A 22,658-nucleotide genomic window follows, 5' to 3' on the forward strand; every position below is an offset into this window, starting at 1 on the left:
GTGATAGCAATTATGGCACGAAAAAAGAAACAAGAAGACGGAAATAAAACTAGCAAACTACAATGGTTTCTTTTTGCTATTGTAATTCCGATCCTTTTTGCAATCACGGTCGCACTTATTGTCATGACAGTCGCTGGTGTGAATATTTTTGATAAGGCAAAGGAGATTGGAGCGAGCATTCCTGGTGTATCTTCGATGATGGATAGTGAGACATCGAAAGACGAGAAAGTAGCAAAGAATCGACTCGTTTCATTACAAGCAGAAGTAGAAGATCAAAAAGCAGAAATCGAGAAGTTACAAAAAAAACTCGAAACTTCTGATCAAAAAATAGAGAAGTTATTAACAGAAAAAGACCGATTAGAGATTGAAATAGAACAACAGCAAAAACAAGAAGAAGACAGTAATACTAGTAAGAGAGATAATAAAAGCGAAAATCCAGTGATTGATACATATGAATCAATGGCACCGAAGAACATCGCTAATATCATTGTAAATTTATCTGATAAAGAAGCAGTGAATATCATTTCAGCGATGAGCACAGACAAACAAGCCCAGATCTTAGAGAAACTCCCGCCGGAAACAGCTGCAAAATATACAAAAATGCTCACTCAATGAGAAAGAAATACGTAGAGGTGACAAATAAATGATAGGTGTAGGAAAGATATTTTTGGGGGGCTTGCAAACGAACCAATCTGGATTACCTAAGCAAGCAGGACTTGGAGCCACATTCCAATCCATGTTAAATGCTGAAACAAGTCAAGCTAGTACAGCGATGCCCAATGAAGCGTCACAGTTGTTAGAAGCAATCAAACAAATCATCTCTGCGAAAAACATAGATGAATTAGCCGATATGTCTCCTGGAGCGAAGAAAGTAGCGAAAGAATGGCTGTCTGATGGAAAGATGCCGTCCTTTGAAGAAATAGCTCTGTTTCTAGGAATGAATACAGCTGATTTACAAAGCGTGATAGCGAAACTGATGACGCAGCTCACCACTGAGGTGAATGAAAGCGTCGAGGTAGGACAAGAACTGATGAACGGGAATAGTTCTAAAGATGCAGAAAATTTAACAGATATGAGTCAACTACTCAATATGATCCAGTTGTTAACTATGACTCCCCCAAACGATTGGCCTAAAGGTGAAGGGAAATTAGTTCACACATTATTACAAGCAGCAAAGATTTGGGAGTTGTTTGGTGAAAAGGCAGATAGCAACGTCACCGTGCAAGAACAACAACAAGCATTAAAAAGTATGTTGAAACAACTTTCAAGTAAATTAGAAGGGGTTTTACAACAAGCATTTAAAAACTATCAACAGGCAAGCGAGGAGCAATTACCACCTGTTGTTGCCAAAACCAATCAAGCCATGCCTAAAGAAGGAGTAGTTCTTCAACCTATTTTTCAACCATTATCAAAAGTAGAATCCTTTACAATGATGGTGCCAACCAACCCGAAGCCAATGAATATGGAACAGTTTATGGAAAAGTTTTCACAAATCCTTAACAACTCCAATTTAATGAAAACACCAAATGGCAATCGATTGCTAATTAAGCTTTATCCAGAGCAACTCGGTAGCTTAAGAATTGAGCTATTACAGCAAAATGGTGTGATGACGGCGAAGATTCTTTCTTCGACTTCTATGGTGAAGGATTTGTTTGAACAGCATGTCCATAGTTTAAAACAGGCGTTTAATCAACAGAATATCACCGTGGACAAAATTGAATTGACTCATAGCCAAGCGGACCCGCAAAAGTTTGATCGTCCATCTCAGCAGGAACAACAAACGAAGCGTGAGCAGCAACAGTCACAGCAACAAGAAGAAACGGAAGATCAACCGGTAGAACAATTTAAAGATGTACTAGAAAATATGGAAGTTTAGGTGATCGCATGACTAAAATCGACCCGAGTCTATATTTACCTGATAAGTCGAATGAAAGAAAGACAGGAAATAGCAGCCTTGGAAAAGATGAATTTCTGAAAATACTAATGGTTCAATTGCAAAACCAAGACCCATTAAGCCCGATGGAAGATAAAGATTTTATCGCCCAGATGGCTACCTTCTCATCCCTTGAACAACAAGTCAACATGACAGCAGCTCTTAACCAAATGGCACAAGTTCAATATTCCTCGCAAATGATTAGCTACAATTCATTTGTCGGGAAAGAAGTAGTTTGGCATAAAATCGAGGAGAATAAAGAGGAGCCAAATGAAGATGGTACAAAGCCGGAGCCTATTATCACGGAAGGAACCGGCAAAATCGTTTCCGTTCAGTTTAAAGACGGTGGTGTCGAGTTTACGCTTGCGGATGGTACGAAGCTAGAACCAGGCAACATTTCTGAAATAAAAGGTGGAGCTAGTTTAGGAGGGAATTCGCTCGTTGAAGCAAGCCAGTTAATCGGTCGTAAAGTGACATGGCAGCAGGAAGAAGCTGAACAAACCGCAACCGTTCAATCAGTGTCGATTAAAGATGGAACTATTTGGCTCCATTTAGACAATGGTGAAAAAATTTCTTCATCCGCATTAACAAAAATTGAATAAACACGAAATTAAAAAACATTTCGAAAATCGAAAGGGGAAATTCAATTATGCTACGCTCAATGTACTCAGGAATCAGTGGAATGAAAGGTTTCCAAACGAAACTAGATGTCATCGGAAATAATATTGCGAATGTCAATACGTATGGATTTAAAAAAGGTCGTGTCATTTTTAAAGATATGGTCAGTCAACAAGTGTCAGGGGCAAGTGCTAATACAGCTACTCGTGGTGGAACAAACCCACGTCAAGTAGGTCTAGGTTCACAATTAGCTGCTATTGACACGATGCATACTCAGGGTAGTACGCAAACAACGTATCGTCCGCTAGATTTAGCGATTTCGGGTGAGGGTTTCTTTGTTGTAAAAGATGGGAACAACTCCTTTGTGACACGTTCAGGTAACTTTTATTTAGATATAAAAGGTGATCTTGTCACTAGTGATGGATTATACGTTCAAAAAGCAGGTGGAGGAAAAATAAATATTCCTGCTGATGCAAAAAGTTATAGTATTGGTTCGGACGGTAAGGTAGTAATTGTGAAGGCAGACGATTCTCGAGACGAAACACAAACGATTGCCCTTGCAAAATTTGTTAACCCTGATGGTTTAGAAAAAGTAGGAGGTAATTTATTTAGAGCGACTACTAACTCAGGTCCAATGCCTCAAGATAATGCTTTAACTGGACCAGGAACAGGAGGCACTGGTACACTTGTTGCTGGTACGCTAGAAATGTCCAACGTTGACCTTTCTGAAGAATTCACAGAAATGATCGTGGCGCAACGCGGGTTCCAAGCAAATACACGTATTATAACGACGTCTGATGAAATTTTACAAGAATTAGTTAATTTAAAACGATAATAGATCATTTTTACACATAGGGGAGGGGCCAGGGTTGGAGTGTCGCTTCAACCCTGAATTATATTGATTAATGTGACGAGATTGAATGGCAAATCCTTTTTATTGAACGCTATTTATATTGAGATGGTGGAAAGCTTTCCAGATACGACGATTACGCTTTCAAATGGAAAGAAGTTTCTCGTTCGTGAGTCCGAGGAGGAAGTGAGAAAGCGGATGGAAGAATTTTATCGTCGCGTTCATCTTTTGGGGAAAATAGACATAGGAGAGGGTCAGGATGGAGACTGAAACACAAGAAGTACAAGGCAAAAATAAGCTTCTAACCATAATGCTTGTTCTCTTAACGGTTATATTATTAGTAGGTACGATCGCCATCATTATTATTTTGAAATCTTCGGGTGAAGGCAGTGCGAAAGAACCGACGATCGATGAAGTAATTGAATCATCGGTTGATATACCTGAACTGACAACGAACTTAGCATCAGATGATTACATTCGCATTTCTTTTAAAATCCAAACAGATAGTAAAGATGCGATGGAAGAAATGACAAAGCGTGATTTTCAAGCAAATAATATTATTATTAAACAGTTGTCTGAAATGAAGGCAGAGGAACTAAAAGGCAGTAAAGGGAAAGAGCAATTAACGGAAAAATTAAAAATGGAATTAAACGAAATTATGCAGGATGGAAAAGTTCTTGAAGTGTATATCACCTCTTATATCATCCAATAATTTATTCATTTAACGGAGGTGAGAGCATGTCGGGAGAAATATTATCTCAAAATGAGATTGATGCCTTATTGTCAGCTTTATCGACTGGTGAAATGGATGCTGATGAGTTGAAAAAAGAAGAAGCAGAGAAGAAGGTCAAAGTGTATGACTTTAAACGGGCGTTGCGTTTTTCGAAAGATCAAATTAGAAGCTTAACGAGAATGCACGATAATTTCGCTCGCATTTTGACAACTTTCTTCTCTGCTCAGCTTCGAACATACGTGCAAATTGCCGTTGTCTCAGCTGATCAAATCCCTTATGAAGAATTTATTCGCTCTATTCCTAACCAAACAATTCTGAATGTATTTGAGGTTCCTCCGCTTGAGGGAAGAATTTTAATGGAGGTTAATCCGAATATAGCGTATTCGATGCTCGACCGATTGTTAGGTGGAAAAGGGATTAGCGTTAATAAAGTCGATAATTTAACAGAAATCGAAACGAAAATTATGTCGAATATGTTTGAGAGAGCCTTTGAAAATTATCGAGAGGCATGGGTGAATCTTGTCGACATTGATCCTTTAATGGCTGAATTTGAAATAAACTCTCAATTTTTGCAGATGGTATCACCTAATGAAACAGTAGTTGTGATATCATTAAACACGACGATCGGTGAAACGACGGGAATGATTAATATTTGTATTCCACACGTCGTATTAGAGCCGATTATTCCTAAATTGTCCGTTCATTATTGGATGCAAAATCCAGATAAAAAGGAAAGAGCGCCAGGTGAACTGGAGAAATTAGAAAGACGTATTAAAAAAGCAGATGTATCTGTTGTCGCAGAGCTTGGACATTCGGCTATTTCAATAGAAGAATTCCTAACGCTTGCAGTAGGAGATGTTATTGAATTGAAGCAGCGTATTAATGAGCCCCTGTCTGTCAAGGTTGGTCAGAAACCAAAGTTTACGGCACAGCCGGGTAAAGTAAATAAACAATTGGCTGTACAAATTCTTGATCACATAAAGGGGGGAGAAGACGATGATGAGTGATGATATGCTATCTCAGGAAGAAATTGATGCTTTGTTGAAAGGACCTGGTGGAGACGATACAAAAGATGAGGTTTCAAACGAAATGTTAACGAACGTGGAAGATTACTTGGATTCGTTTGAACAAGATACGCTAGGTGAAATAGGAAATATCTCATTTGGTAGTTCAGCTACAGCTCTCTCTAGTTTATTGAACCAAAAGGTGGAGATCACGACACCGACTGTTTCAATCATCGAAAGAAAAAAATTAAAAGACGAATTTCCACATCCGTATGTAGCCATTGAAGTGGAGTATACAGAAGGATTTTCTGGTGCGAATTTGCTCGTTATTAAGCAAACAGATGCAGCGATTATTGCCGATTTAATGCTCGGTGGCGATGGAACTTCCCCTAACCCAGATTTAGGAGAAATACAACTAAGCGCCGTACAAGAAGCAATGAATCAGATGATGGGATCGGCCGCGACTTCAATGTCTACAATTTTTAGTAAAAAAGTAGATATTTCCCCTCCATCCATCGCTTTGATGGATTTACAGCATGGAGAGGGCGCTAACACAATTCCGGAACTAGACTTACTTGTTAAAATCTCTTTCAGGCTTACGATTGGTACATTAATTGACTCTAATATTATGCAACTATTGCCATTAAACTTCGCTAAAAGCTTAGTGCACGAGTTGGTTAACCCTTCTGAAGAAGTGGCCTCTGCTACCCAACCGACAGAAGCACCTCCAGTGATACCGTCACCGGAACCGCCGAAACCAGTTGAGCAGTATCAAGAACAGCCGAGCGCACCTGTTCAACAGGCGCAAGAAGCGGTACCACTTCATATACAAGAGAAGCCAAAGCAACCGAATGTGAATGTTCAATCTGCTTCTTTTGCTACATTTGAACAGCCTACGTTGCAACAACATGAAGCACGTAATTTAAATATGCTTCTTGATATTCCATTGCAAGTAACTGTTGAATTAGGAAGAACGACTCGTTCTGTTAAAGATGTCCTTGATTTAACATCTGGTTCGATTATTGAGCTTGATAAATTAGCTGGAGAGCCGGTAGATATTCTTGTCAATAGTCGGTTGATTGCTAAAGGCGAAGTAGTTGTTATAGAAGAAAACTTTGGTGTTCGGATTACAGATATTTTGAGTCAGAGCGAACGCTTGAATAATTTGAAATAAGGGAGACATGATGATGGGAAAGCGTATTTTAATTGTAGATGATGCAGCATTTATGCGAATGATGGTTAAAGATATTTTAACGAAAAATGGTTTCGAAGTAGTCGGTGAAGCGGCAGACGGCGCTCAAGCAGTTGAAAAATTTAAAGAGCTTCAGCCAGACTTAGTCACGATGGATATTACAATGCCTGAAAAAGATGGTATTACGGCATTGAAAGAAATTAAGGAGATCGATCCGAATGCAAAGATTATTATGTGTTCAGCGATGGGTCAACAAGCGATGGTGATTGATGCGATTCAAGCAGGAGCGAAGGACTTTATCGTGAAACCGTTCCAAGCTGATCGAGTGATTGAAGCCATTTCAAAAACTTTAGCGTAAGCTTAAGAAGGTGCATCCTTTGATTAAACAAGTCAAGAAATCTATAGTTTTTATACTATTTAGTATGGCTCTGTTCACAGGCAATTATTCTGTTGCCTGGGCAGAGCCATTTAACAATAATGTTAAAGATTGTATTAATAACCCGGAGAAATGCCAGCCGGATGTTGATGAAAAAGAGCAGAAACCATCAAGTAAAGGCAATGAAAACGATCAAAAGGTTGGACTATCCATTGGGGAGTTTATCAAAATGATCGGAGCGTTAGTGTTTGTTGTGGCACTTATTTATTTGTTGTTGCGATTTGTCAATCAAAAGAGTCGTTCTTATCAGAAGACAAAGTTGATCCAACATATTGGTGGCACGCCTCTGGGAGGGAATCGCTCCGTACAGATCGTTAAAGTGGGAGATCGCTTGCTCGTACTTGGTGTAGGTGAAGACATTCAATTATTGAAAGAAATTAGCGATCAAGAAGAATATGAGCGTTTTTTGCAACAGTACAGTGATCAAGTGGATCAAATGCTTCAGCCGCAAGACATAGTGTCGAATGTCATGAAAAAATGGAAACCTGATCGAACAAACGCGGATGAAGATCAGGAGAAATTTAAACAGGTGTTTGAAGACAAACTTAGTCATATGAAACTGTCAAGAGAGAAAGCGATCAGGAAAATGAATAGCAAGGAGAATGGGCAAGATGAATGAGTTTATCCAGTTATTTAGCGATAGTTCACCTGATCAAGTGACAACTTCCGTTAAGTTATTGTTATTGTTAACGGTCTTATCTCTAGCACCTAGTATTTTAATATTGATGACCTGTTTTACGCGTATTGTCATCGTTTTGTCGTTTGTGAGATCAGCGCTTGCTACTCAGCAAATGCCGCCAACTCAAGTATTAATTGGGCTTTCTCTGTTTTTAACGTTTTTCATTATGGCGCCTGTCTTTCAGGAGGTCAATGATGAGGCATTGACACCGTTATTTAATGATGAAATTAAGCTTGAGGAAGCGTATGACAAGGCGAGTTTGCCATTGAAGGAATTTATGAGCGAACATACGAGACAGAAAGATTTACAGCTATTTTTAGACTATGCTCAGGAAGAGCAACCGAAAACGGTCGAAGATATTCCATTAACTGCGTTAGTTCCAGCCTTTGCGCTTAGTGAAATTAAAACGGCTTTTCAAATTGGGTTTATGATTTTTATCCCATTTCTTGTCATTGATATGGTCGTTGCTAGCGTTTTAATGTCAATGGGGATGATGATGCTACCGCCAGTAATGATTTCGTTGCCGTTTAAGATTTTGTTATTTGTTCTAGTCGATGGTTGGTACTTAGTCATTCAATCTTTGCTGCAAAGCTTTTAAGTAGGTGGAACAATGAATTCACAAATGGTTATTTCTTTAGCAGAAAAAGGAGTTTATACGACGATTATCGTATGTGCTCCTCTGCTTATTTTAGCCCTTGTTGTAGGGCTTGCCGTCAGTATCTTTCAGGCAACGACACAAATACAGGAGCAAACACTAGCATTTATTCCGAAAATTGTCGCCGTATTAGTCGGGTTGATTTTTTTCGGTCCTTGGATGCTTAGTCGTATGCTGTCTTATGCATTGGATATATTTACGAATTTAACGAGATTTGTAGGGTAGATGTATGGATGAATTACTACCGAAGCTATCGGTATTTTTATTAATAGTTGTACGAGTATCAGCATTCTTTGTCACGATGCCATTGTTTTCTTATCGAACGATCCCGGCAATGCACCGAATAGGATTTGCGGTTGTACTGTCGTGGATGATGTATTATACGCTCGATGTGCCATTGCTAGAAATAAACGGTGAATATTTTATTTTAATTATAAAAGAAGCATTAGTTGGTTTATTAATAGGATTAGTGGCTTATATGATTTTAGCTGCGATTCAAATTGCGGGAGGCTTTATCGATTTTCAAATGGGCTTTGCGATTGCGAATGTGATAGACCCGCAGACGGGTGTCCAAAGTCCACTTATCGGTCAATATTTGTATATGTTTTCCTTGCTTTTATTGCTAGCGCTCAATGGGCATCATTTGATCTTAGATGGCATTTTCTATAGCTATCAGTTTATTCCGATTGATCAAGTGGGTCTTTCTTTCGGCAATGGACAGCTAGCTGATTATGTTAGTCGGGCGTTTAACTCAATGTTTGTCATTGCTTTTCAAATGGCGATGCCAGTGGTTGCTTGCTTATTCTTGGTGGATGTAGCGCTCGGAATCGTAGCAAGGACAGTTCCGCAACTTAACATTTTTGTCGTCGGTTTTCCGATCAAAATCGCTGTGGCATTTATTGTATTAATGATTGTGCTCGGCGTCATCTTTACAGTCGTTCAGCAATTGTTTGAAATGATGCTTTATACGATGCGTGATGTGATGACATTGTTAGGAGGGAGTTAGCTTGAAAAGGTTACAGTTAGATCTTCAGTTTTTTGCCGGAGAAAAAACCGAAAAAGCCACTCCTAAAAAGCGTCAAGATTCTCGAAAAAAAGGGCAGGTTGCGAAGAGTCAAGATGTGAATACGGCTATTAGTTTGCTTGCTGTTTTTGGCTTTTTGTTTATCGGTGCTTCTTTTATGGGGAAACATATTTTGGAGTTTTTTCAGCAATCACTGCAAAGTTATATGTTAATGCCTGTGACAGAGGCGAATTTAAAGGTGATTGTATTTGAAGTGATGCAACGGCTCGTATACATTCTTGGTCCGGTCATGTTAGTGGCACTTCTTGCAGGGGTGGCGGCCAATTACTTGCAAGTTGGCTTCTTATTAACAGGTGAGCCGATCAAGCCGAAGTTGGAAAAGATCGATCCGATTAAAGGATTTAAACGGATTTTTTCGTTAAGAGCGATTGTAGAATTATTGAAGTCGATGTTGAAAATTTCGTTTGTTGGAGCGGCTACTTTCATCGTGCTTTGGTCGAACATTGAAGATGTATTAAAGCTGTCTTTTAAGTCAGTCGCGGATGCGTTACAAACAGTAGGTGTACTAACCTTGAAAATGGGCCTCGTTGCCTCTTTAGCCCTACTGTTTCTCGCTCTTCTCGATTATCTTTATCAAAAGTATGATTTTGAGAAAAACATCCGCATGTCTAAACAAGACATTAAGGATGAACATAAGAATATCGAAGGGGACCCGCTGATCAAATCACAGATTAAACAAAGGCAACGTGAAATGGCGATGAGAAGAATGATGCAAGAAGTTCCTCAAGCGGATGTTGTTATTACGAACCCTACTCATTATGCCATTGCCTTAAAATATGATGAAGACAAGCTAGATGCTCCCTATGTGGTTGCCAAGGGAGTTGATTATTTAGCTCAGAAGATCAAGTATGTCGCAGGTGAAAATGAAGTCACAATGGTGGAAAATAGACCGCTTGCTAGAGCTTTATATGATCAAGCGGAAATTGGGGATCCGATACCTGAAGAATTTTTTAAAGCCGTTGCTGAAATTTTAGCTTATGTGTACCGAATGAAAAATAAACTGTAAGTTTCGTTGTTAGGAGAGAGAGAAATGCGAGCAAGAGATATCTCCGTGTTATTAAGTGTTATTTTAATTGTCGCCATGTTGATTATTCCGATGCCATCATGGTTATTAAGTGTATTAATCATTATGAATATTTCTCTTGCACTTTTAGTTTTACTCATTTCGATGAATATGCGAGAGGCATTGGAATTTTCCATTTTTCCATCGCTATTACTATTATTAACTTTATTCCGTTTAGGACTAAATGTGTCTACCACCCGTTCGATCTTAAGTAAAGGTGAAGCAGGTGGCGTAGTTGAGACATTTGGAACATTTGTTGTTGGAGGAAATGTAGTTGTTGGGATGGTTGTCTTTTTAATCTTAATCATTATTCAGTTTATTGTTATTACAAAAGGATCTGAGCGTGTGTCTGAGGTAGCAGCTCGCTTCACTCTCGATGCAATGCCAGGGAAACAAATGAGTATTGATGCTGATTTAAACGCAGGAATGATTTCTGAACAAGAAGCAAGAGAACGCCGCGAAAAGGTGAGCCGTGAAGCTGATTTTTATGGAGCGATGGACGGTGCAACAAAATTTGTCAAAGGTGATGCTATCGCCGGTATTATTATCGTGATCATTAACCTGATTTTTGGAATTATCATTGGTAGTGTTCAGCAAGGCTTGCCGTTAGCAGAGGCTGCCACTCGGTATTCCCTATTAACAGTGGGAGACGGAATCGTTTCACAAATTCCGGCACTGTTAATTTCAACCGCGACAGGAATTGTCGTAACAAGAGCCGCTTCTAAAGGAAATTTAGGCGAAGACATTATGTCGCAGTTGCTTGCTTATCCGATGATGTTATATGTCGCAGCAGGAACGATTCTTTTGTTAGGAGTTGCGACACCGATCAATGATTTATTAACGATTCCGATTGCGGGAATGTTAGCGATAGGAGCCTTTATGCTACAAAGAACGCCAGAGAAGGATGAAGTAGACTTGATCGAAGCGGAAGAAGAAATTGAAACTGCCGAGTTAAAGAGTCCTGAAAGCGTCGTGAACTTATTAAATATCGATCCGATTGAATTTGAATTTGGCTATGGGTTGATTCCGTTAGCGGATGCGACACAAGGCGGAGATTTATTAGATCGAGTGGTCATGATTCGCCGCCAGCTTGCGATTGAGCTAGGTTTAGTCATTCCGGTCGTTCGTATTCGTGATAATATTCAGCTTCAACCGAATGAATATCAGATCAAAGTTAAAGGTAGTGTTATGGCACAAGGAGATTTACTATTAGACCATTATTTAGCGATGAGCCCTGGTGAAGAAGATACTTCTATTGAAGGAATTGATACGATTGAACCTTCGTTTGGTTTACCAGCTAAATGGATTACAGAAGAAATGAAAGAGCAGGCTGAAATATTGGGTTACACGGTAGTAGATCCTCCGAGTGTGGTATCGACACATTTAACAGAAGTGATTAAAGCAAATGCTCATGAATTGCTTGGTCGTCAAGAAACTCAACAACTGATTGAACATTTGAAAGAGGCATATCCAATTTTAGTAGAGGAGGTCACGCCGAATCCACTGTCTGTTGGAGAAGTGCAAAAGGTATTGGCTAAGTTACTGAAAGAGAATATCTCGATTAGAAATTTGCCGATCATCTTTGAAACGCTCGCTGATTTTGGAAAAATGTCATCGGATACCGATTTGTTAACGGAATACGTCCGTCAAGCACTCTCTAGGCAAATTACGAGACAATATTTGGAGGATAATGACTCCTTAAAAGTAATTACTTTGTCTGGAGGAATTGAAAAGTTAATTGCTGATAGTGTTCAACAAACTGAACACGGCAATTTCTTATCGTTAGACCCGATGGATTCTCAAAGAATTCTAGAAGCGATGGCTACGCAAGTGGAACAAATTACGTTTATGCAGCAAACGCCAATCATCCTCTGCTCACCAGCTATTCGCATGTATATGAAACAATTGTCTGAGAGGTATTTTCCACAACTACCGATTCTTTCTTATAACGAGCTTGAGCCGAGTGTTGAAGTTCAAAGTGTTGGGGTGGTGAGTATTGATTGAAAGTAAAAAAATATCAAGCTTCTTCCATGCAAGAAGCGATGAAGAAAGTTCGAGCGGATCTAGGAAAGCAAGCGGTCATCCTTCAATCAAAAACAATTTATACTGGCGGATTTTTGGGCCTATTTAAAAAGAAAGCGATTGAAGTCGTAGCTGGAATCGATCCGAATCCACGTCCGGAAGTGAAAGAAAAGCTTCGAACTACGCCAGTGGTTGAAAAAAAACAATCGGCAGTTCCGGCAATCAACAACGCGGAGGTACTGGCGAAAGAAGTAAAAGAGCTAAAAAAAATATTGGAGCAGTATTCTCGTAACAATAAAATCACTTTCGAAGGCATACCGGAAGAATTGAAGCCACCATTGCTCACCTTAAAAGAGCAGGAAGTGTCAACTGATTTAATTATCGAGTTGAAGCAAGCTCTTTTATCAAAATGGCAGGAATCTAAGGGACATGTAGATCAACAACAGTCAGTTATATGGGCGAAAGAATGGTTATTAAACAAAATTAAGCCACTACAAGAAAGCCCGTTGCAAAAGAAAAAATATATTAATATTATTGGCCCAACAGGTGTAGGGAAAACAACTACCTTAGCAAAAATGGCGGCTGATAGTGTATTAGAAAAAGGGAAAAAAGTTGCTTTTATCTCTACGGATACGTATAGAATTGCCGCTATTAACCAATTAAAAACGTATGCCGATTTACTGAAAGTACCGATGCATGTTGCTTATAAAGCAGAAGACTTTCCAGAAGCGATCAAACAATTGGAAGATTACGACACCGTTTATATCGATACGGCAGGAAGAAATTACCGTGATGAAAGATATGTAAAAGAATTAAAAAATATGATTTCCTTTGAAGAGGAAGTTGAAAGTTATTTAGTGATGGCTCTTACGTCGAAAGAAAATGATTTGAAGGAGATTATTGAAAAGTTTTCTCTTATTCCGATTGAAAAGTTCATTTTTACAAAAATGGACGAGACGAAAACACACGGTACTCTGCTTAATTTGATGTGTCATTGTCAGAAAGGTGTTGCCTTTATGACAAATGGGCAAAACGTCCCAGATGATTTAATGGAGGTCGACGCGGAAACAATTGTTGATATTATGTTTGGTGAAAATGTATGACGTATGACCAAGCTTCAGGGTTGCGAAATAAGATTAATCGGTTAACCGGGAAATTAGCAAAAACAATTGCTGTCGTTAGTGGAAAAGGTGGCGTAGGAAAATCTAATATTTCTATGAATTTTGGCTTGAATTTAACACAACGTGGTAAAAAAGTGCTAATATTTGATATGGATATCGGGATGGGAAATATCCATGTGTTATCAGGCCTAACAGGAAAACGTTCCATTGTTGAATTTTTTGAAAAAGGACGCACCCTTGAAGAGTTGATTATGAAGGGAACTGAAGGAGTGTCTTACATATTAGGAGGCTCTAGTTTAAGTAAATTAATCGAATGGGATCATTATCATTTAGAGCGATGGATCTTTGAGATTGAGGCGCTACAATATCAATACGATTATTTAATTTTTGATATGGGTGCAGGAGTGACAAAGGAATCTTTAGAGATACTGATGTCAGTGGAAGATATTCTAGTGGTGACTACACCCGAACCTACTTCGCTTACCGACGCTTACTCGATGATTAAGTTTATTCACCTTCGAGGAGGAACGAATACGTTTTATCTTATATGTAATCGAGCGGAAAGTCTGGCAGAAGGTAAGGGGGCTAACAGGCGGCTGAAAAATGTAGTTGACAGTTTTTTGCAACGAGAGGTCATTGAACTTGGCATATTGCCAGAAGATCGCTATGTGAAGCAAGCCGTCACGAAACAAAAGCCTTTTCTCCTCGCCTTTCCACAGGCTCCGATTTCTATCGCATGTAAGACGCTTACGGATAATTATTTGACAGGCGCAATCAACCCTTCATTTAATGGAAATTCATCTAAATTTATAGAAAAGCTTCGTCATTTTTTCATGAAAGGCAGGAGCGAAAATGAAAAGTAAAAAAGTACTTGTAGTAGATGATTCAGCTTTTATGAGAAAGCTTATTACCGATATTTTAAATTATCACCCCGAGCTCGATGTAGTAGCGACAGCACGTAATGGCAAGGACGCAATTGCGAAATTTGAGAAATATAACCCGGATGTTATGACGATGGATGTCGAAATGCCTGAGATGGATGGCCTAGATGCATTGAGCTACATTATGGAGCACAAACCGACACCTGTCGTTATGCTTTCGAGTTTAACGAAAAAAGGGACGGAAACGACGATGCTAGCTATGGAGAAAGGTGCAGTTGACTTTATCGCTAAGACTTCTGGAACCATTTCTGTTGATTTATACAAAATTAAAGATGAATTGATTGAAAAAGTACTAGCGGCGAGTCGCGCGAATGTCCGTCCACTTTCTTTATCTAGTAAACGAAGAATTCATAGAAGTACAAGAGTTGGAGTAGAAAAAACCATCTCAACCAATAGGTTAGAACGCTCAAAAATTAATGGTAAAACATTAATTGTGATCGGAACGTCAACAGGTGGTCCGCGTGCACTTCAAAGTGTAGTAACTAGACTTCCAGCCGATCTTAACGCACCTATATTAATAGTCCAACATATGCCAGCTGGCTTTACTCATTCACTTGCTCAAAGGCTAGATTCACTTTCAGCTATCTCTGTGAAAGAAGCTGAAGACGGTGAAATTTTAAGGAATAATACAGCGTATATTGCGCCCGGGAATTATCATCTGAAAGTGAAGAGAGTTGGCGCTTCTTTAGCTGTTCATTTAGATCAAACTCCCGCAGTAAGTGGGCATCGACCTTCTGTTGATGTGCTTTTTGAGTCAGTAAGCGAAATGTCAGATTATAACAAAGTGGCTGTCATCATGACAGGTATGGGGACGGATGGCGCCAATGGTTTGTTTAAGATGAAAGAGATGAGAAATGGGAATGTCACGGCGATTGCTGAGTCGAAAGATACTTGTGTAGTGTTCGGGATGCCAAGAGCAGCGATTGCTACACATGTAGTAGATGACGTAGTGCCAGTGGATCAAATTGCAGAAACAATTGTTAAGTATATACCTTAGAGAGGGATGAACGGCTAATGGAAGTGAATCAATATTTAGAAATTTTCATTGAAGAAAGCAAGGAGCATTTGCAGGCAGTAAATGAAAATCTTTTAGTTTTGGAGAAAAATCCAGAAGATATCTCAGTTGTTAATGAAATCTTTCGTTCAGCCCATACGTTAAAAGGGATGTCCGCAACGATGGGATATGAGGATTTAGCCAACTTAACACACAAAATGGAGAATGTGTTAGATGCGATTCGAAACCATAAAATCCAGGTTACTGCGGAAATATTAGATGTTGTTTTTGCTTCAATTGATGATCTAGAGGCGATGGTTAATGATATTGCCTCTGGTGGAGATGGAAAAAGAGATGTCGCAGCCATTGTTGAGAAGCTATTAAAAATTGAAAATGGCGAAGAATTATCAGCTGCTTCTGAAGAGGTTGCTGTAACAGTGTCTGAGTCAGCACCTCAAACAGCATATGCCGCTGAATACGATGAATTTGAACGCACGGTAATTGGACAATCTAAAGAGCAGGGATTTTCTTGCTTAGAAATTGAAGTTCAACTAAGAAGCGATTGTGTTTTAAAAGCAGCTAGGGTATTTATGGTTTTTGAAGTGCTAGAGAAATGCGGAGAAGTCATTAAATCAACTCCTTCAACAGAACAGTTAGAAGAGGAAAAATTTGATGAAAGATTCGTTGTCACCATTATTACGAAAGAACCTGCTGAAGAAATTGAAAGCAAAGTCAAAAAAGTATCAGAAGTTGTCAACGTCACGATTACTGATGTAGAGTTAGAGCCTTTAAGCGCGGATATAGCACCGCAAGAAGAAGTGCAAGAAGAGGTTCAAGTAGAAGTTCACAAACCAGTTGAAAATAAAGAAGTGAAAGAAACGAAGCAAAGTAAGCAGCAAGCTGTTGCAAACAAAACCATTCGCGTGAACATCGAGCGTTTGGATATTTTAATGAACCTGTTTGAAGAGCTAGTGATCGACCGTGGAAGGTTAGAACAAATTTCTGGGGATCTTAATCATCCGGAGCTTAATGAAACGGTAGAGCGGATGTCAAGAATTTCTGGTGATTTACAAACTATCATTTTAAACATGCGAATGGTTCCAGTAGAAACTGTGTTCAATCGTTTTCCACGAATGGTTCGCCAGCTTGCCCGAGAGTTAAACAAGCAAATTAATTTGGAAATTATCGGGGCAGATACAGAGCTTGATCGTACGGTGATTGATGAAATTGGCGACCCGCTCGTTCACTTAATCCGTAACGCGATTGACCATGGCATAGAAAACCCAGAAGATCGTAAAGCGAAAGGGAAACCTGCCGAAGGAACAGTTAAGCTAAAAGCCTACCATAGTGGAAACCACGTATTTATTGAAATTGAAGATGATGGTGCAGGTATTAACAAAGACAACGTGTTAAGGAAAGCTCTATCAAAAGGTGTTGTAACAGACGAGCAAGCTTTGACGCTCTCAGATAAGCAAATTTATGAGCTTATTTTGGCCTCGGGTTTCTCAACTGCCGAGCAAGTCTCAGATATTTCAGGTCGTGGTGTTGGCTTAGATGTAGTTAAAACAACGATTGAATCTCTAGGTGGTTCAATTAGTATCGATGCTAATGAAGGAAAGGGTTCCATCTTTTCTATTCAGCTTCCATTAACACTATCAATTATTTCTGTCATGCTAGTGGAAGTAGAAAAAGAGAAGTACGCCATTCCGTTATCTTCTATTATTGAAACAGCGATTGTCAAGAAAACGGATATTTTAAAAGCGCATAATCAACAAGTCATTGATTTCCGTGGCAAAGTCGTTCCACTCGTTTTCTTAGAACAAATTTTTGAAGTGCCAGCTGTTGAAGAAAAAGATGAATACTATTCGATCGTTATCGTTCGAAAAGGAGACAAAATGGCCGGACTTGTTGTCGATTCCTTCATTGGTCAACAAGAAGTTGTCTTGAAATCATTAGGAAACTATTTAACAAATGTTTTTGCTATTTCAGGTGCTACGATTTTAGGAGATGGCCAGGTTGCTTTAATCGTAGATTGTAATGCCTTGATTAAATAATTGATGGAAGGAAGGAAAATGATGAGTAATATGAGTGCTCCGTCTACAATAAAAGTGATTGCCTTTCAATTAATGGATAAAGAGTATGCTTTCCCAGTCCATCAAGTCCATTCTATAGAGAAATTAATGCATATTACTCGAGTTCCGGGTACAGTCCCTTTTATTAAAGGTGTAATCAACTTACGCGGCGTTGTTACGCCAATTATTGATTTACGTAATCGATTTAATCTTCCCGATGAACAATATAATGAAAACACGAGAATTATCATCGCCTCCTTAGATGAGATGGAAGTGGGATTAGTCGTTGATGGAGCGAATGACGTGCTAGATATTCCAAGCGATATCATTGAACCTCAGCCCAACGTGGTAGGTTCTATTGAAGCGGAATATATTGTTGGCGTAGCTAAATTAGAGAAAAGGCTGTTAATTTTATTAAGCTTAGAAAAAGTGTTTAAGTAAAGGGGAAAAGACATGAACTACATCGATCAGATTCAAACTCTCCACTTAGACATTTTAAAGGAAATTGGAAATATCGGAGCGGGACATGCAGCGACGGCGCTTTCTACCCTTTTAAATAAAAAAATAGATATGAAAGTACCTAGCGTACGAATTGCTAGCTTTAATGAAATGATGGAGATGGCTGGTGGTCCGGACCAAGAAGTGGTGAGTGTTAGCTTAAGGATAGAAGGAGAAGCAAGTGGAAATATGTTTTTCATTCTGTCTTTGGAACAGGCGGAAAATTATATTCGCAATATGACAGGTGATAAACAATTTTCTTTTCAAGAAAGGAATAGCGAAGCCATCGGTTACTCGGCTATGCAAGAGCTAGGAAATATTTTGTCGGGGTCTTATTTGTCAGCCTTAAGTGATTTCACACGCTTGAAACTTTATCCATCCGTTCCTGAATTAACGATTGATATGTTTGGTGCCATTATTAGCTTTGGTTTAGTAGAAGCTTCTCAATATGGGGATTATGCAATTGTGATTGACACGGTACTTAAAGAAAAGGAGACAGGTAAAGAAGAGGAAGTGAAAGGACATTTCTTTTTGCTTCCTGCTCCATTTTCCTTCCCTACCATATTCCGCGCCTTGGGAGTCGAGATGAATGAATAAAGTCCAACAAATTGTGAAAGTAGGGATTGCTGAGCTAAATATCGTTCGTTCCCCAGACACTATTCGGACATCGGGGTTAGGGTCTTGTGTTGGAGTTGTCATTTATGATGAACAGCAAGCTCTTGGAGGAATGGTCCATGTGATGTTACCAGACTCAGCTCTCGCTAAAACCGGTAATATAAATAAAGCAAAATTTGCAGATACAGGGATTACCGAGCTACTTCATATTTTAAAAAGAGAAGGCGCTCACATGTATAGATTAAAAGCTAAACTTGCTGGTGGTGCTCAAATGTTTCAATTTAGCCCTCAAAGTGATTCTATGAGAATAGGTCCAAGAAATGTTGAAGCGGTTAAACGTAAACTGAAAGAAGAAAACATTCAGATTGCTGCTGAAGACGTTGGTGGTAATAACGGTCGAACCATTGAATTTGATCCACAAACGTGCCGATTAATGATTCGAACTGTGAATAAAGGAGTTCGAGACATATAATGAGAGGATCAATTTTGTGGAATATTTGGATGATGATTGCAGGATTCACTCTTTATTTTCTACTTTCATTTTCTGATGGAGAACCGTTGCCTGTTATTTTAGGTTCATTTATTGTGGCTGCTGTGTTTTTCATATTGATGTTTGTTATTCGTTTCATGTTGTTCATCGCTTTTCCTCCCGATAGTTTTGCTACGGAGCATATAGAGGAAGAAGCATCTACTCAAGAAGAAATTCATGAAGAGAAGATTCCTATTAAGGCTGAGAAAGATGATCAAGCCAAACGACCAGAAATGACAGACAGCGAGAAAACGGCGGCGATCATTCGTGAAATGATTAACGAATGAAAATGAAGCTAGAATAAATCATGTAGAAATAAACTTCTCGACGAGGTTACCCCGAGGAGGAGAGATAGAAAATGTCTAGAATGAACGTTAATGAAGAAGAAAAGTTATGGGATGCTTGGTTAAAGGATCATGATAGCCAGGCAGGAAATTTGCTTGTGGAAAAGTATATGCCTTTGGTTTCTTTTCATTCGCAGCGAATTTCGGCGAACTTGCCACGGAGCGTCAATAAGGAAGATATCAAAAGCTTAGCCTTAATGGGGTTATTAGATGCGTTAACTAAGTTTGATCCATCTAGGGATTTAAAATTTGACACATATGCTTCCTTCCGAATTCGCGGTGCGATATTAGATGGTCTAAGAAAAGAAGATTGGTTGCCGCGCGGTACGAGAGAAAAAGCGAAAAAGATCGAAGCGAAGATCGAGGAGATGGAACAAACATATTTGCGTCGCGTCACAGCGGTTGAAGTAGCGGAGCAGCTCGATTTAAGTGAAGGTGAAATCCATCAAACGATGACGGAACACTTATTTGCCAATGTGCTTTCCATGGATGAACACGTACAAGATTCGGATCATTCTGATGCCAAAGGGTTTATCCTAAAGGATGAGAAAACGATCTCACCTGAAGAGGAAGTAGTGAAGGGAGAGCTCATTCAAGAGTTAGTGCAAGAAATTTCTAAACTAACAGCAAAAGAGCAAATGGTGCTGAGTTTGTTTTATCATGAGGAACTAACCCTTACTGAAATAGGTGAAGTGATGAGTTTATCGACATCAAGAATTTCCCAGATTCATTCTAAAGCTATCTTCAAATTAAAAAACCAGCTGATCAAGGTGAATGGAACAACGCCTTCATTAAGGAAAACAAATTGATTCTAGAGGATAAGAAGGAAACATGACAACACTTTTCATAATGATTTCGCTTATATTAAATGCGGTCGCCCTATTTGCCATCATCCTTCTATTTCTGAGACAAAACCGCTTGTTTGATTTAAAAAATCAACAACAAAAAATTACTCAAGAAATGGAAGGGATGATGGATGCCTATTTGTTAGAAATGAAAGAAGAAAATGAGAAATTTATTGAACAACTTTCACAGAAAGCGCCAGTAAACGAAGCGAAGCCGTCACCTGTTCAAGAGCAGGAGCGACTGATCCCAAATTTACAGCGAGCGAGAGCGGTGAAAGGATATAAAGCGGCTAGTTCAACAAGTGATCACACACCTTCAGCAAAAGAAAATCCGTTTGAGGATGAAATTGCTCTTCTTCATAAACAAGGCTTTACTGCTGAAGAGATTGCCAAAAAGTTAAAGAAAGGCAAGACTGAAGTAGAGCTAGCCTTGAAATTTTCAAACATTGGGGAAAATAGTTGATTGCTTTAGAAGGATATGTTATAGTTACTAACGGTGTTAATACACACGCTTGCGGATTTGGACAGATGGTGCTGTGATAACAGTTTCTGTACAGAAATGAGGCGAGCGGAGGAAAATCAAACCATTAGGAGGAACAAAATATGTCAGTTATTTCAATGAAACAATTACTTGAAGCTGGTGTGCACTTCGGACACCAAACACGCCGTTGGAACCCGAAAATGAAAAAATACATTTTCCAAGAGCGTAACGGGATCTATATCATCGATCTTCAAAAAACAGTTCGTAAAGTCGAAGAGGCTTATAAATTCGTGAAAGAATTAGCTGAAGACGGCGGAAAAGTTCTTTTCGTTGGTACGAAAAAACAAGCTCAAGAGTCTGTGAAAGAAGAAGCAGAACGTTCTGGTATGTACTTTGTTAACCAACGTTGGTTAGGTGGTACATTAACAAACTTCTCTACTATTCAAAAACGTGTACAACGTTTGAAAAACATCGAGAAGATGGAAGAGGATGGAACTTTCGAAGTTCTTCCTAAAAAAGAAGTAGTTCAATTGAAAAAAGAACATGAGCGCTTAGTGAAATTCTTAGGCGGAATTAGAGATATGAAAGGTCTTCCAGATGCGTTATTCATCATCGACCCACGCAAAGAGCGTATTGCGGTTGCGGAAGCTCGTAAATTACACATCCCAATCGTAGGTATTGTTGATACAAACTGTGATCCGGATGAAATCGATTATGTAATTCCAGCGAACGATGATGCGATTCGCGCAGTTAAACTTTTAACTGGAAAAATGGCAGATGCGATTTTAGAAGCGAAACAAGGCGAAGAAACAGTTGAAGTTGCTGCGACTGAAGAAGTAGCTACTGCTGAGTAATAGTCTTGATGAAAAGGTGATAAGACGAAAGTCCCTTATCACCTTTTTTTAAAGAGAAAAAGCCAGAAAAGTTGTATAGTCAGCTTTTCTGTGCTAATCATATATTTGATAGTTACATACAATTAAAGGAGGAAGAATACTTATGGCAGTTACTGCACAAATGGTAAAAGAACTTCGTGAAAAAACAGGCGCAGGCATGATGGACTGTAAAAAAGCTTTAACAGAAACAAACGGGGATATGGAGCAAGCTATTGACTTCCTTCGTGAAAAAGGAATGGCGAAAGCAGCTAAAAAAGCAGATCGTATCGCTGCTGAAGGTACAACTTTCATCAAAGCTGAAGGTAACGAAGCTGTCATCTTAGAAGTTAACTCTGAAACAGATTTCGTTGCGAAAAACGAAGGCTTCCAACAGCTTGTAAAAGAATTAGCCGATCATTTATTAACAAACAAACCAGCTTCTGTTGAAGAGGCACTTGAGCAAGCAATGAGCAACGGTAAAACAGTTGCTGAGTACATCAATGAAGCAGTAGCTAAAATTGGTGAGAAATTAACGTTACGTCGTTTTGAAGTAGTAGCAAAAGGCGATAATGATGCATTTGGTGCTTACCTTCATATGGGCGGACGTATCGGCGTATTAACACTTGTAGAAGGTACAACAGATGAAGAAGCAGCGAAAGACGTAGCAATGCATGCAGCTGCTTTAAATCCAAAATACATTTCACGTGATGCTGTATCTCAAGAAGAAGTAGAGCGTGAGCGTGAAGTATTAACTCAACAAGCATTAAACGAAGGCAAGCCAGAAAACATCGTTGCGAAAATGGTTGAAGGCCGCATCAGCAAATTCTTCGAAGAAATTTGCTTAGTCGATCAAGCATTCGTTAAAAACCCTGACCAAAAAGTAGGTCAATTCGTAGCATCTAAAGGTGGAACAGTAAAAGCGCTTGTTCGTTATGCTGTTGGTGAAGGAATCGAAAAACGTCAAGATAACTTTGCTGAAGAAGTAATGAGCCAAGTAAAAAAATAATTCCTTACTATTGCTTCATCGGAAAGAATGTATGGAAAATTGGAAATCCCTTACCGCTTGTTGGTGAGGGA

General features: G+C 39.1%; 27 protein-coding genes. All 27 read left to right on the forward strand.

From position 1 onward, the window contains the following. Positions 1–12 precede the first annotated feature (12 nt). Positions 13–615 carry a MotE family protein gene (locus ACSVDJ_RS06970; RefSeq protein ID WP_439169228.1) on the forward strand — a complete coding sequence of 201 codons (603 nt, stop codon included), beginning with the start codon at positions 13–15 and terminating at the stop codon, positions 613–615. Between the two features lie 28 nt (positions 616–643). Beyond that, positions 644–1,876 (forward strand): flagellar hook-length control protein FliK, encoded by a 1,233-nt coding sequence (locus ACSVDJ_RS06975; protein ID WP_439169227.1) that lies wholly within the window; start codon positions 644–646, stop codon positions 1,874–1,876. A gap of 8 nt (positions 1,877–1,884) precedes the next feature. Next, on the forward strand, positions 1,885–2,535 hold the full coding sequence (gene flgD, locus ACSVDJ_RS06980) for a flagellar hook assembly protein FlgD (protein WP_439169226.1): 651 nt from the start codon (positions 1,885–1,887) through the stop codon (positions 2,533–2,535). A 47-nt stretch (positions 2,536–2,582) separates the two neighbouring features. Beyond that, entirely contained in the window at positions 2,583–3,386 is an 804-nt protein-coding gene (gene flgG, locus ACSVDJ_RS06985) for a flagellar basal body rod protein FlgG (protein ID WP_439169225.1), read from the forward strand. Between the two features lie 63 nt (positions 3,387–3,449). Further along, positions 3,450–3,671, forward strand: a complete 222-nt coding sequence (locus ACSVDJ_RS06990) for a flagellar FlbD family protein (protein ID WP_094835632.1) — start codon at positions 3,450–3,452, stop codon at positions 3,669–3,671. After that, positions 3,661–4,113: a flagellar basal body-associated protein FliL gene (fliL, locus tag ACSVDJ_RS06995; protein WP_439169223.1), complete on the forward strand. Its 453-nt coding sequence runs from the start codon at positions 3,661–3,663 to the stop codon at positions 4,111–4,113. The genes ACSVDJ_RS06990 and fliL overlap by 11 nt, the downstream gene beginning before the upstream one ends. Before the next feature lie 26 nt (positions 4,114–4,139). After that, positions 4,140–5,141, forward strand: coding sequence for a flagellar motor switch protein FliM (gene fliM, locus ACSVDJ_RS07000; protein WP_439169222.1), 1,002 nt, complete (start codon positions 4,140–4,142; stop codon positions 5,139–5,141). Then, entirely contained in the window at positions 5,134–6,312 is a 1,179-nt protein-coding gene (gene fliY, locus ACSVDJ_RS07005; RefSeq protein WP_439169316.1) for a flagellar motor switch phosphatase FliY, read from the forward strand. The genes fliM and fliY overlap by 8 nt, the downstream gene beginning before the upstream one ends. A 13-nt stretch (positions 6,313–6,325) precedes the next feature. After that, positions 6,326–6,688, forward strand: coding sequence for a response regulator (locus ACSVDJ_RS07010; RefSeq protein WP_094835629.1), 363 nt, complete (start codon positions 6,326–6,328; stop codon positions 6,686–6,688). A 19-nt stretch (positions 6,689–6,707) separates the two neighbouring features. Beyond that, a complete protein-coding gene (locus ACSVDJ_RS07015; protein WP_439169221.1) occupies positions 6,708–7,385 on the forward strand; it encodes a flagellar biosynthetic protein FliO in 678 nt (225 codons plus the stop codon). Continuing rightward, positions 7,378–8,043 (forward strand): flagellar type III secretion system pore protein FliP, encoded by a 666-nt coding sequence (fliP, locus tag ACSVDJ_RS07020; protein ID WP_439169220.1) that lies wholly within the window; start codon positions 7,378–7,380, stop codon positions 8,041–8,043. The genes ACSVDJ_RS07015 and fliP overlap by 8 nt, the downstream gene beginning before the upstream one ends. 12 nt (positions 8,044–8,055) lie before the next feature. Next, positions 8,056–8,325 carry a flagellar biosynthesis protein FliQ gene (gene fliQ / locus ACSVDJ_RS07025; protein WP_439169219.1) on the forward strand — a complete coding sequence of 90 codons (270 nt, stop codon included), beginning with the start codon at positions 8,056–8,058 and terminating at the stop codon, positions 8,323–8,325. Positions 8,326–8,329: 4 nt separating this feature from the next. After that, positions 8,330–9,106 carry a flagellar biosynthetic protein FliR gene (gene fliR / locus ACSVDJ_RS07030; RefSeq protein ID WP_439169218.1) on the forward strand — a complete coding sequence of 259 codons (777 nt, stop codon included), beginning with the start codon at positions 8,330–8,332 and terminating at the stop codon, positions 9,104–9,106. Position 9,107: 1 nt separating this feature from the next. Further along, positions 9,108–10,190, forward strand: a complete 1,083-nt coding sequence (gene flhB, locus ACSVDJ_RS07035; RefSeq protein ID WP_439169217.1) for a flagellar biosynthesis protein FlhB — start codon at positions 9,108–9,110, stop codon at positions 10,188–10,190. Positions 10,191–10,214: 24 nt separating this feature from the next. Continuing rightward, positions 10,215–12,251, forward strand: a complete 2,037-nt coding sequence (flhA, locus tag ACSVDJ_RS07040; RefSeq protein WP_439169215.1) for a flagellar biosynthesis protein FlhA — start codon at positions 10,215–10,217, stop codon at positions 12,249–12,251. Further along, the gene (gene flhF, locus ACSVDJ_RS07045) at positions 12,248–13,372 is read left to right on the forward strand and encodes a flagellar biosynthesis GTPase FlhF (RefSeq protein WP_439169213.1); all 1,125 of its coding nucleotides are present in this window, start codon (positions 12,248–12,250) and stop codon (positions 13,370–13,372) included. Before flhA ends, flhF begins: the two co-directional genes overlap by 4 nt. Continuing rightward, a complete protein-coding gene (locus ACSVDJ_RS07050; protein WP_439169212.1) occupies positions 13,369–14,253 on the forward strand; it encodes a MinD/ParA family protein in 885 nt (294 codons plus the stop codon). Before flhF ends, ACSVDJ_RS07050 begins: the two co-directional genes overlap by 4 nt. Next, positions 14,243–15,328 carry a protein-glutamate methylesterase/protein-glutamine glutaminase gene (locus ACSVDJ_RS07055; RefSeq protein ID WP_439169210.1) on the forward strand — a complete coding sequence of 362 codons (1,086 nt, stop codon included), beginning with the start codon at positions 14,243–14,245 and terminating at the stop codon, positions 15,326–15,328. Before ACSVDJ_RS07050 ends, ACSVDJ_RS07055 begins: the two co-directional genes overlap by 11 nt. 17 nt (positions 15,329–15,345) lie before the next feature. Beyond that, complete coding sequence (locus tag ACSVDJ_RS07060; RefSeq protein ID WP_439169208.1) at positions 15,346–17,379, forward strand: chemotaxis protein CheA; 2,034 nt, start codon at positions 15,346–15,348, stop codon at positions 17,377–17,379. A 21-nt stretch (positions 17,380–17,400) separates the two neighbouring features. Beyond that, positions 17,401–17,838 (forward strand): chemotaxis protein CheW, encoded by a 438-nt coding sequence (locus ACSVDJ_RS07065; protein WP_439169315.1) that lies wholly within the window; start codon positions 17,401–17,403, stop codon positions 17,836–17,838. Positions 17,839–17,850: 12 nt separating this feature from the next. Continuing rightward, the gene (locus ACSVDJ_RS07070; RefSeq protein ID WP_439169207.1) at positions 17,851–18,492 is read left to right on the forward strand and encodes a chemotaxis protein CheC; all 642 of its coding nucleotides are present in this window, start codon (positions 17,851–17,853) and stop codon (positions 18,490–18,492) included. Further along, complete coding sequence (locus ACSVDJ_RS07075; protein ID WP_439169206.1) at positions 18,485–18,982, forward strand: chemotaxis protein CheD; 498 nt, start codon at positions 18,485–18,487, stop codon at positions 18,980–18,982. Before ACSVDJ_RS07070 ends, ACSVDJ_RS07075 begins: the two co-directional genes overlap by 8 nt. After that, positions 18,982–19,326 carry a hypothetical protein gene (locus ACSVDJ_RS07080; protein ID WP_439169205.1) on the forward strand — a complete coding sequence of 115 codons (345 nt, stop codon included), beginning with the start codon at positions 18,982–18,984 and terminating at the stop codon, positions 19,324–19,326. Before ACSVDJ_RS07075 ends, ACSVDJ_RS07080 begins: the two co-directional genes overlap by 1 nt. A gap of 71 nt (positions 19,327–19,397) precedes the next feature. Continuing rightward, positions 19,398–20,192: an RNA polymerase sigma-28 factor SigD gene (sigD, locus tag ACSVDJ_RS07085; RefSeq protein WP_439169204.1), complete on the forward strand. Its 795-nt coding sequence runs from the start codon at positions 19,398–19,400 to the stop codon at positions 20,190–20,192. Between the two features lie 22 nt (positions 20,193–20,214). Beyond that, positions 20,215–20,691: a DUF6115 domain-containing protein gene (locus tag ACSVDJ_RS07090; RefSeq protein ID WP_439169203.1), complete on the forward strand. Its 477-nt coding sequence runs from the start codon at positions 20,215–20,217 to the stop codon at positions 20,689–20,691. Between the two features lie 140 nt (positions 20,692–20,831). Beyond that, the gene (gene rpsB / locus ACSVDJ_RS07095; protein WP_094835613.1) at positions 20,832–21,563 is read left to right on the forward strand and encodes a 30S ribosomal protein S2; all 732 of its coding nucleotides are present in this window, start codon (positions 20,832–20,834) and stop codon (positions 21,561–21,563) included. A gap of 142 nt (positions 21,564–21,705) precedes the next feature. Next, positions 21,706–22,587: a translation elongation factor Ts gene (gene tsf, locus ACSVDJ_RS07100; RefSeq protein WP_439169201.1), complete on the forward strand. Its 882-nt coding sequence runs from the start codon at positions 21,706–21,708 to the stop codon at positions 22,585–22,587. Positions 22,588–22,658 lie beyond the last annotated feature (71 nt).

It is taken from the genome of Bacillus sp. Hm123 (assembly GCF_051842975.2).
Lineage (GTDB): Bacteria > Bacillota > Bacilli > Bacillales > Domibacillaceae > Bacillus_CE.

Bases quoted from the DNA above. Each gene is read 5' to 3' on its own strand.
- ACSVDJ_RS06970 (WP_439169228.1), top strand. From the start codon at position 13: ATGGCACGAAAAAAGAAACAAGAAGACGGAAATAAAACTAGCAAACTA.
- ACSVDJ_RS06975 (WP_439169227.1), top strand. From the start codon at position 644: ATGATAGGTGTAGGAAAGATATTTTTGGGGGGCTTGCAAACGAACCAA.
- flgD (WP_439169226.1), top strand. From the start codon at position 1,885: ATGACTAAAATCGACCCGAGTCTATATTTACCTGATAAGTCGAATGAA.
- flgG (WP_439169225.1), top strand. From the start codon at position 2,583: ATGCTACGCTCAATGTACTCAGGAATCAGTGGAATGAAAGGTTTCCAA.
- fliL (WP_439169223.1), top strand. From the start codon at position 3,661: ATGGAGACTGAAACACAAGAAGTACAAGGCAAAAATAAGCTTCTAACC.
- fliM (WP_439169222.1), top strand. From the start codon at position 4,140: ATGTCGGGAGAAATATTATCTCAAAATGAGATTGATGCCTTATTGTCA.
- fliY (WP_439169316.1), top strand. From the start codon at position 5,134: ATGAGTGATGATATGCTATCTCAGGAAGAAATTGATGCTTTGTTGAAA.
- ACSVDJ_RS07010 (WP_094835629.1), top strand. From the start codon at position 6,326: ATGGGAAAGCGTATTTTAATTGTAGATGATGCAGCATTTATGCGAATG.
- fliP (WP_439169220.1), top strand. From the start codon at position 7,378: ATGAATGAGTTTATCCAGTTATTTAGCGATAGTTCACCTGATCAAGTG.
- fliQ (WP_439169219.1), top strand. From the start codon at position 8,056: ATGAATTCACAAATGGTTATTTCTTTAGCAGAAAAAGGAGTTTATACG.
- fliR (WP_439169218.1), top strand. From the start codon at position 8,330: ATGGATGAATTACTACCGAAGCTATCGGTATTTTTATTAATAGTTGTA.
- flhA (WP_439169215.1), top strand. From the start codon at position 10,215: ATGCGAGCAAGAGATATCTCCGTGTTATTAAGTGTTATTTTAATTGTC.
- ACSVDJ_RS07050 (WP_439169212.1), top strand. From the start codon at position 13,369: ATGACGTATGACCAAGCTTCAGGGTTGCGAAATAAGATTAATCGGTTA.
- ACSVDJ_RS07055 (WP_439169210.1), top strand. From the start codon at position 14,243: ATGAAAAGTAAAAAAGTACTTGTAGTAGATGATTCAGCTTTTATGAGA.
- ACSVDJ_RS07060 (WP_439169208.1), top strand. From the start codon at position 15,346: ATGGAAGTGAATCAATATTTAGAAATTTTCATTGAAGAAAGCAAGGAG.
- ACSVDJ_RS07065 (WP_439169315.1), top strand. From the start codon at position 17,401: ATGAGTAATATGAGTGCTCCGTCTACAATAAAAGTGATTGCCTTTCAA.
- ACSVDJ_RS07070 (WP_439169207.1), top strand. From the start codon at position 17,851: ATGAACTACATCGATCAGATTCAAACTCTCCACTTAGACATTTTAAAG.
- ACSVDJ_RS07075 (WP_439169206.1), top strand. From the start codon at position 18,485: ATGAATAAAGTCCAACAAATTGTGAAAGTAGGGATTGCTGAGCTAAAT.
- ACSVDJ_RS07080 (WP_439169205.1), top strand. From the start codon at position 18,982: ATGAGAGGATCAATTTTGTGGAATATTTGGATGATGATTGCAGGATTC.
- sigD (WP_439169204.1), top strand. From the start codon at position 19,398: ATGTCTAGAATGAACGTTAATGAAGAAGAAAAGTTATGGGATGCTTGG.
- ACSVDJ_RS07090 (WP_439169203.1), top strand. From the start codon at position 20,215: ATGACAACACTTTTCATAATGATTTCGCTTATATTAAATGCGGTCGCC.
- rpsB (WP_094835613.1), top strand. From the start codon at position 20,832: ATGTCAGTTATTTCAATGAAACAATTACTTGAAGCTGGTGTGCACTTC.
- tsf (WP_439169201.1), top strand. From the start codon at position 21,706: ATGGCAGTTACTGCACAAATGGTAAAAGAACTTCGTGAAAAAACAGGC.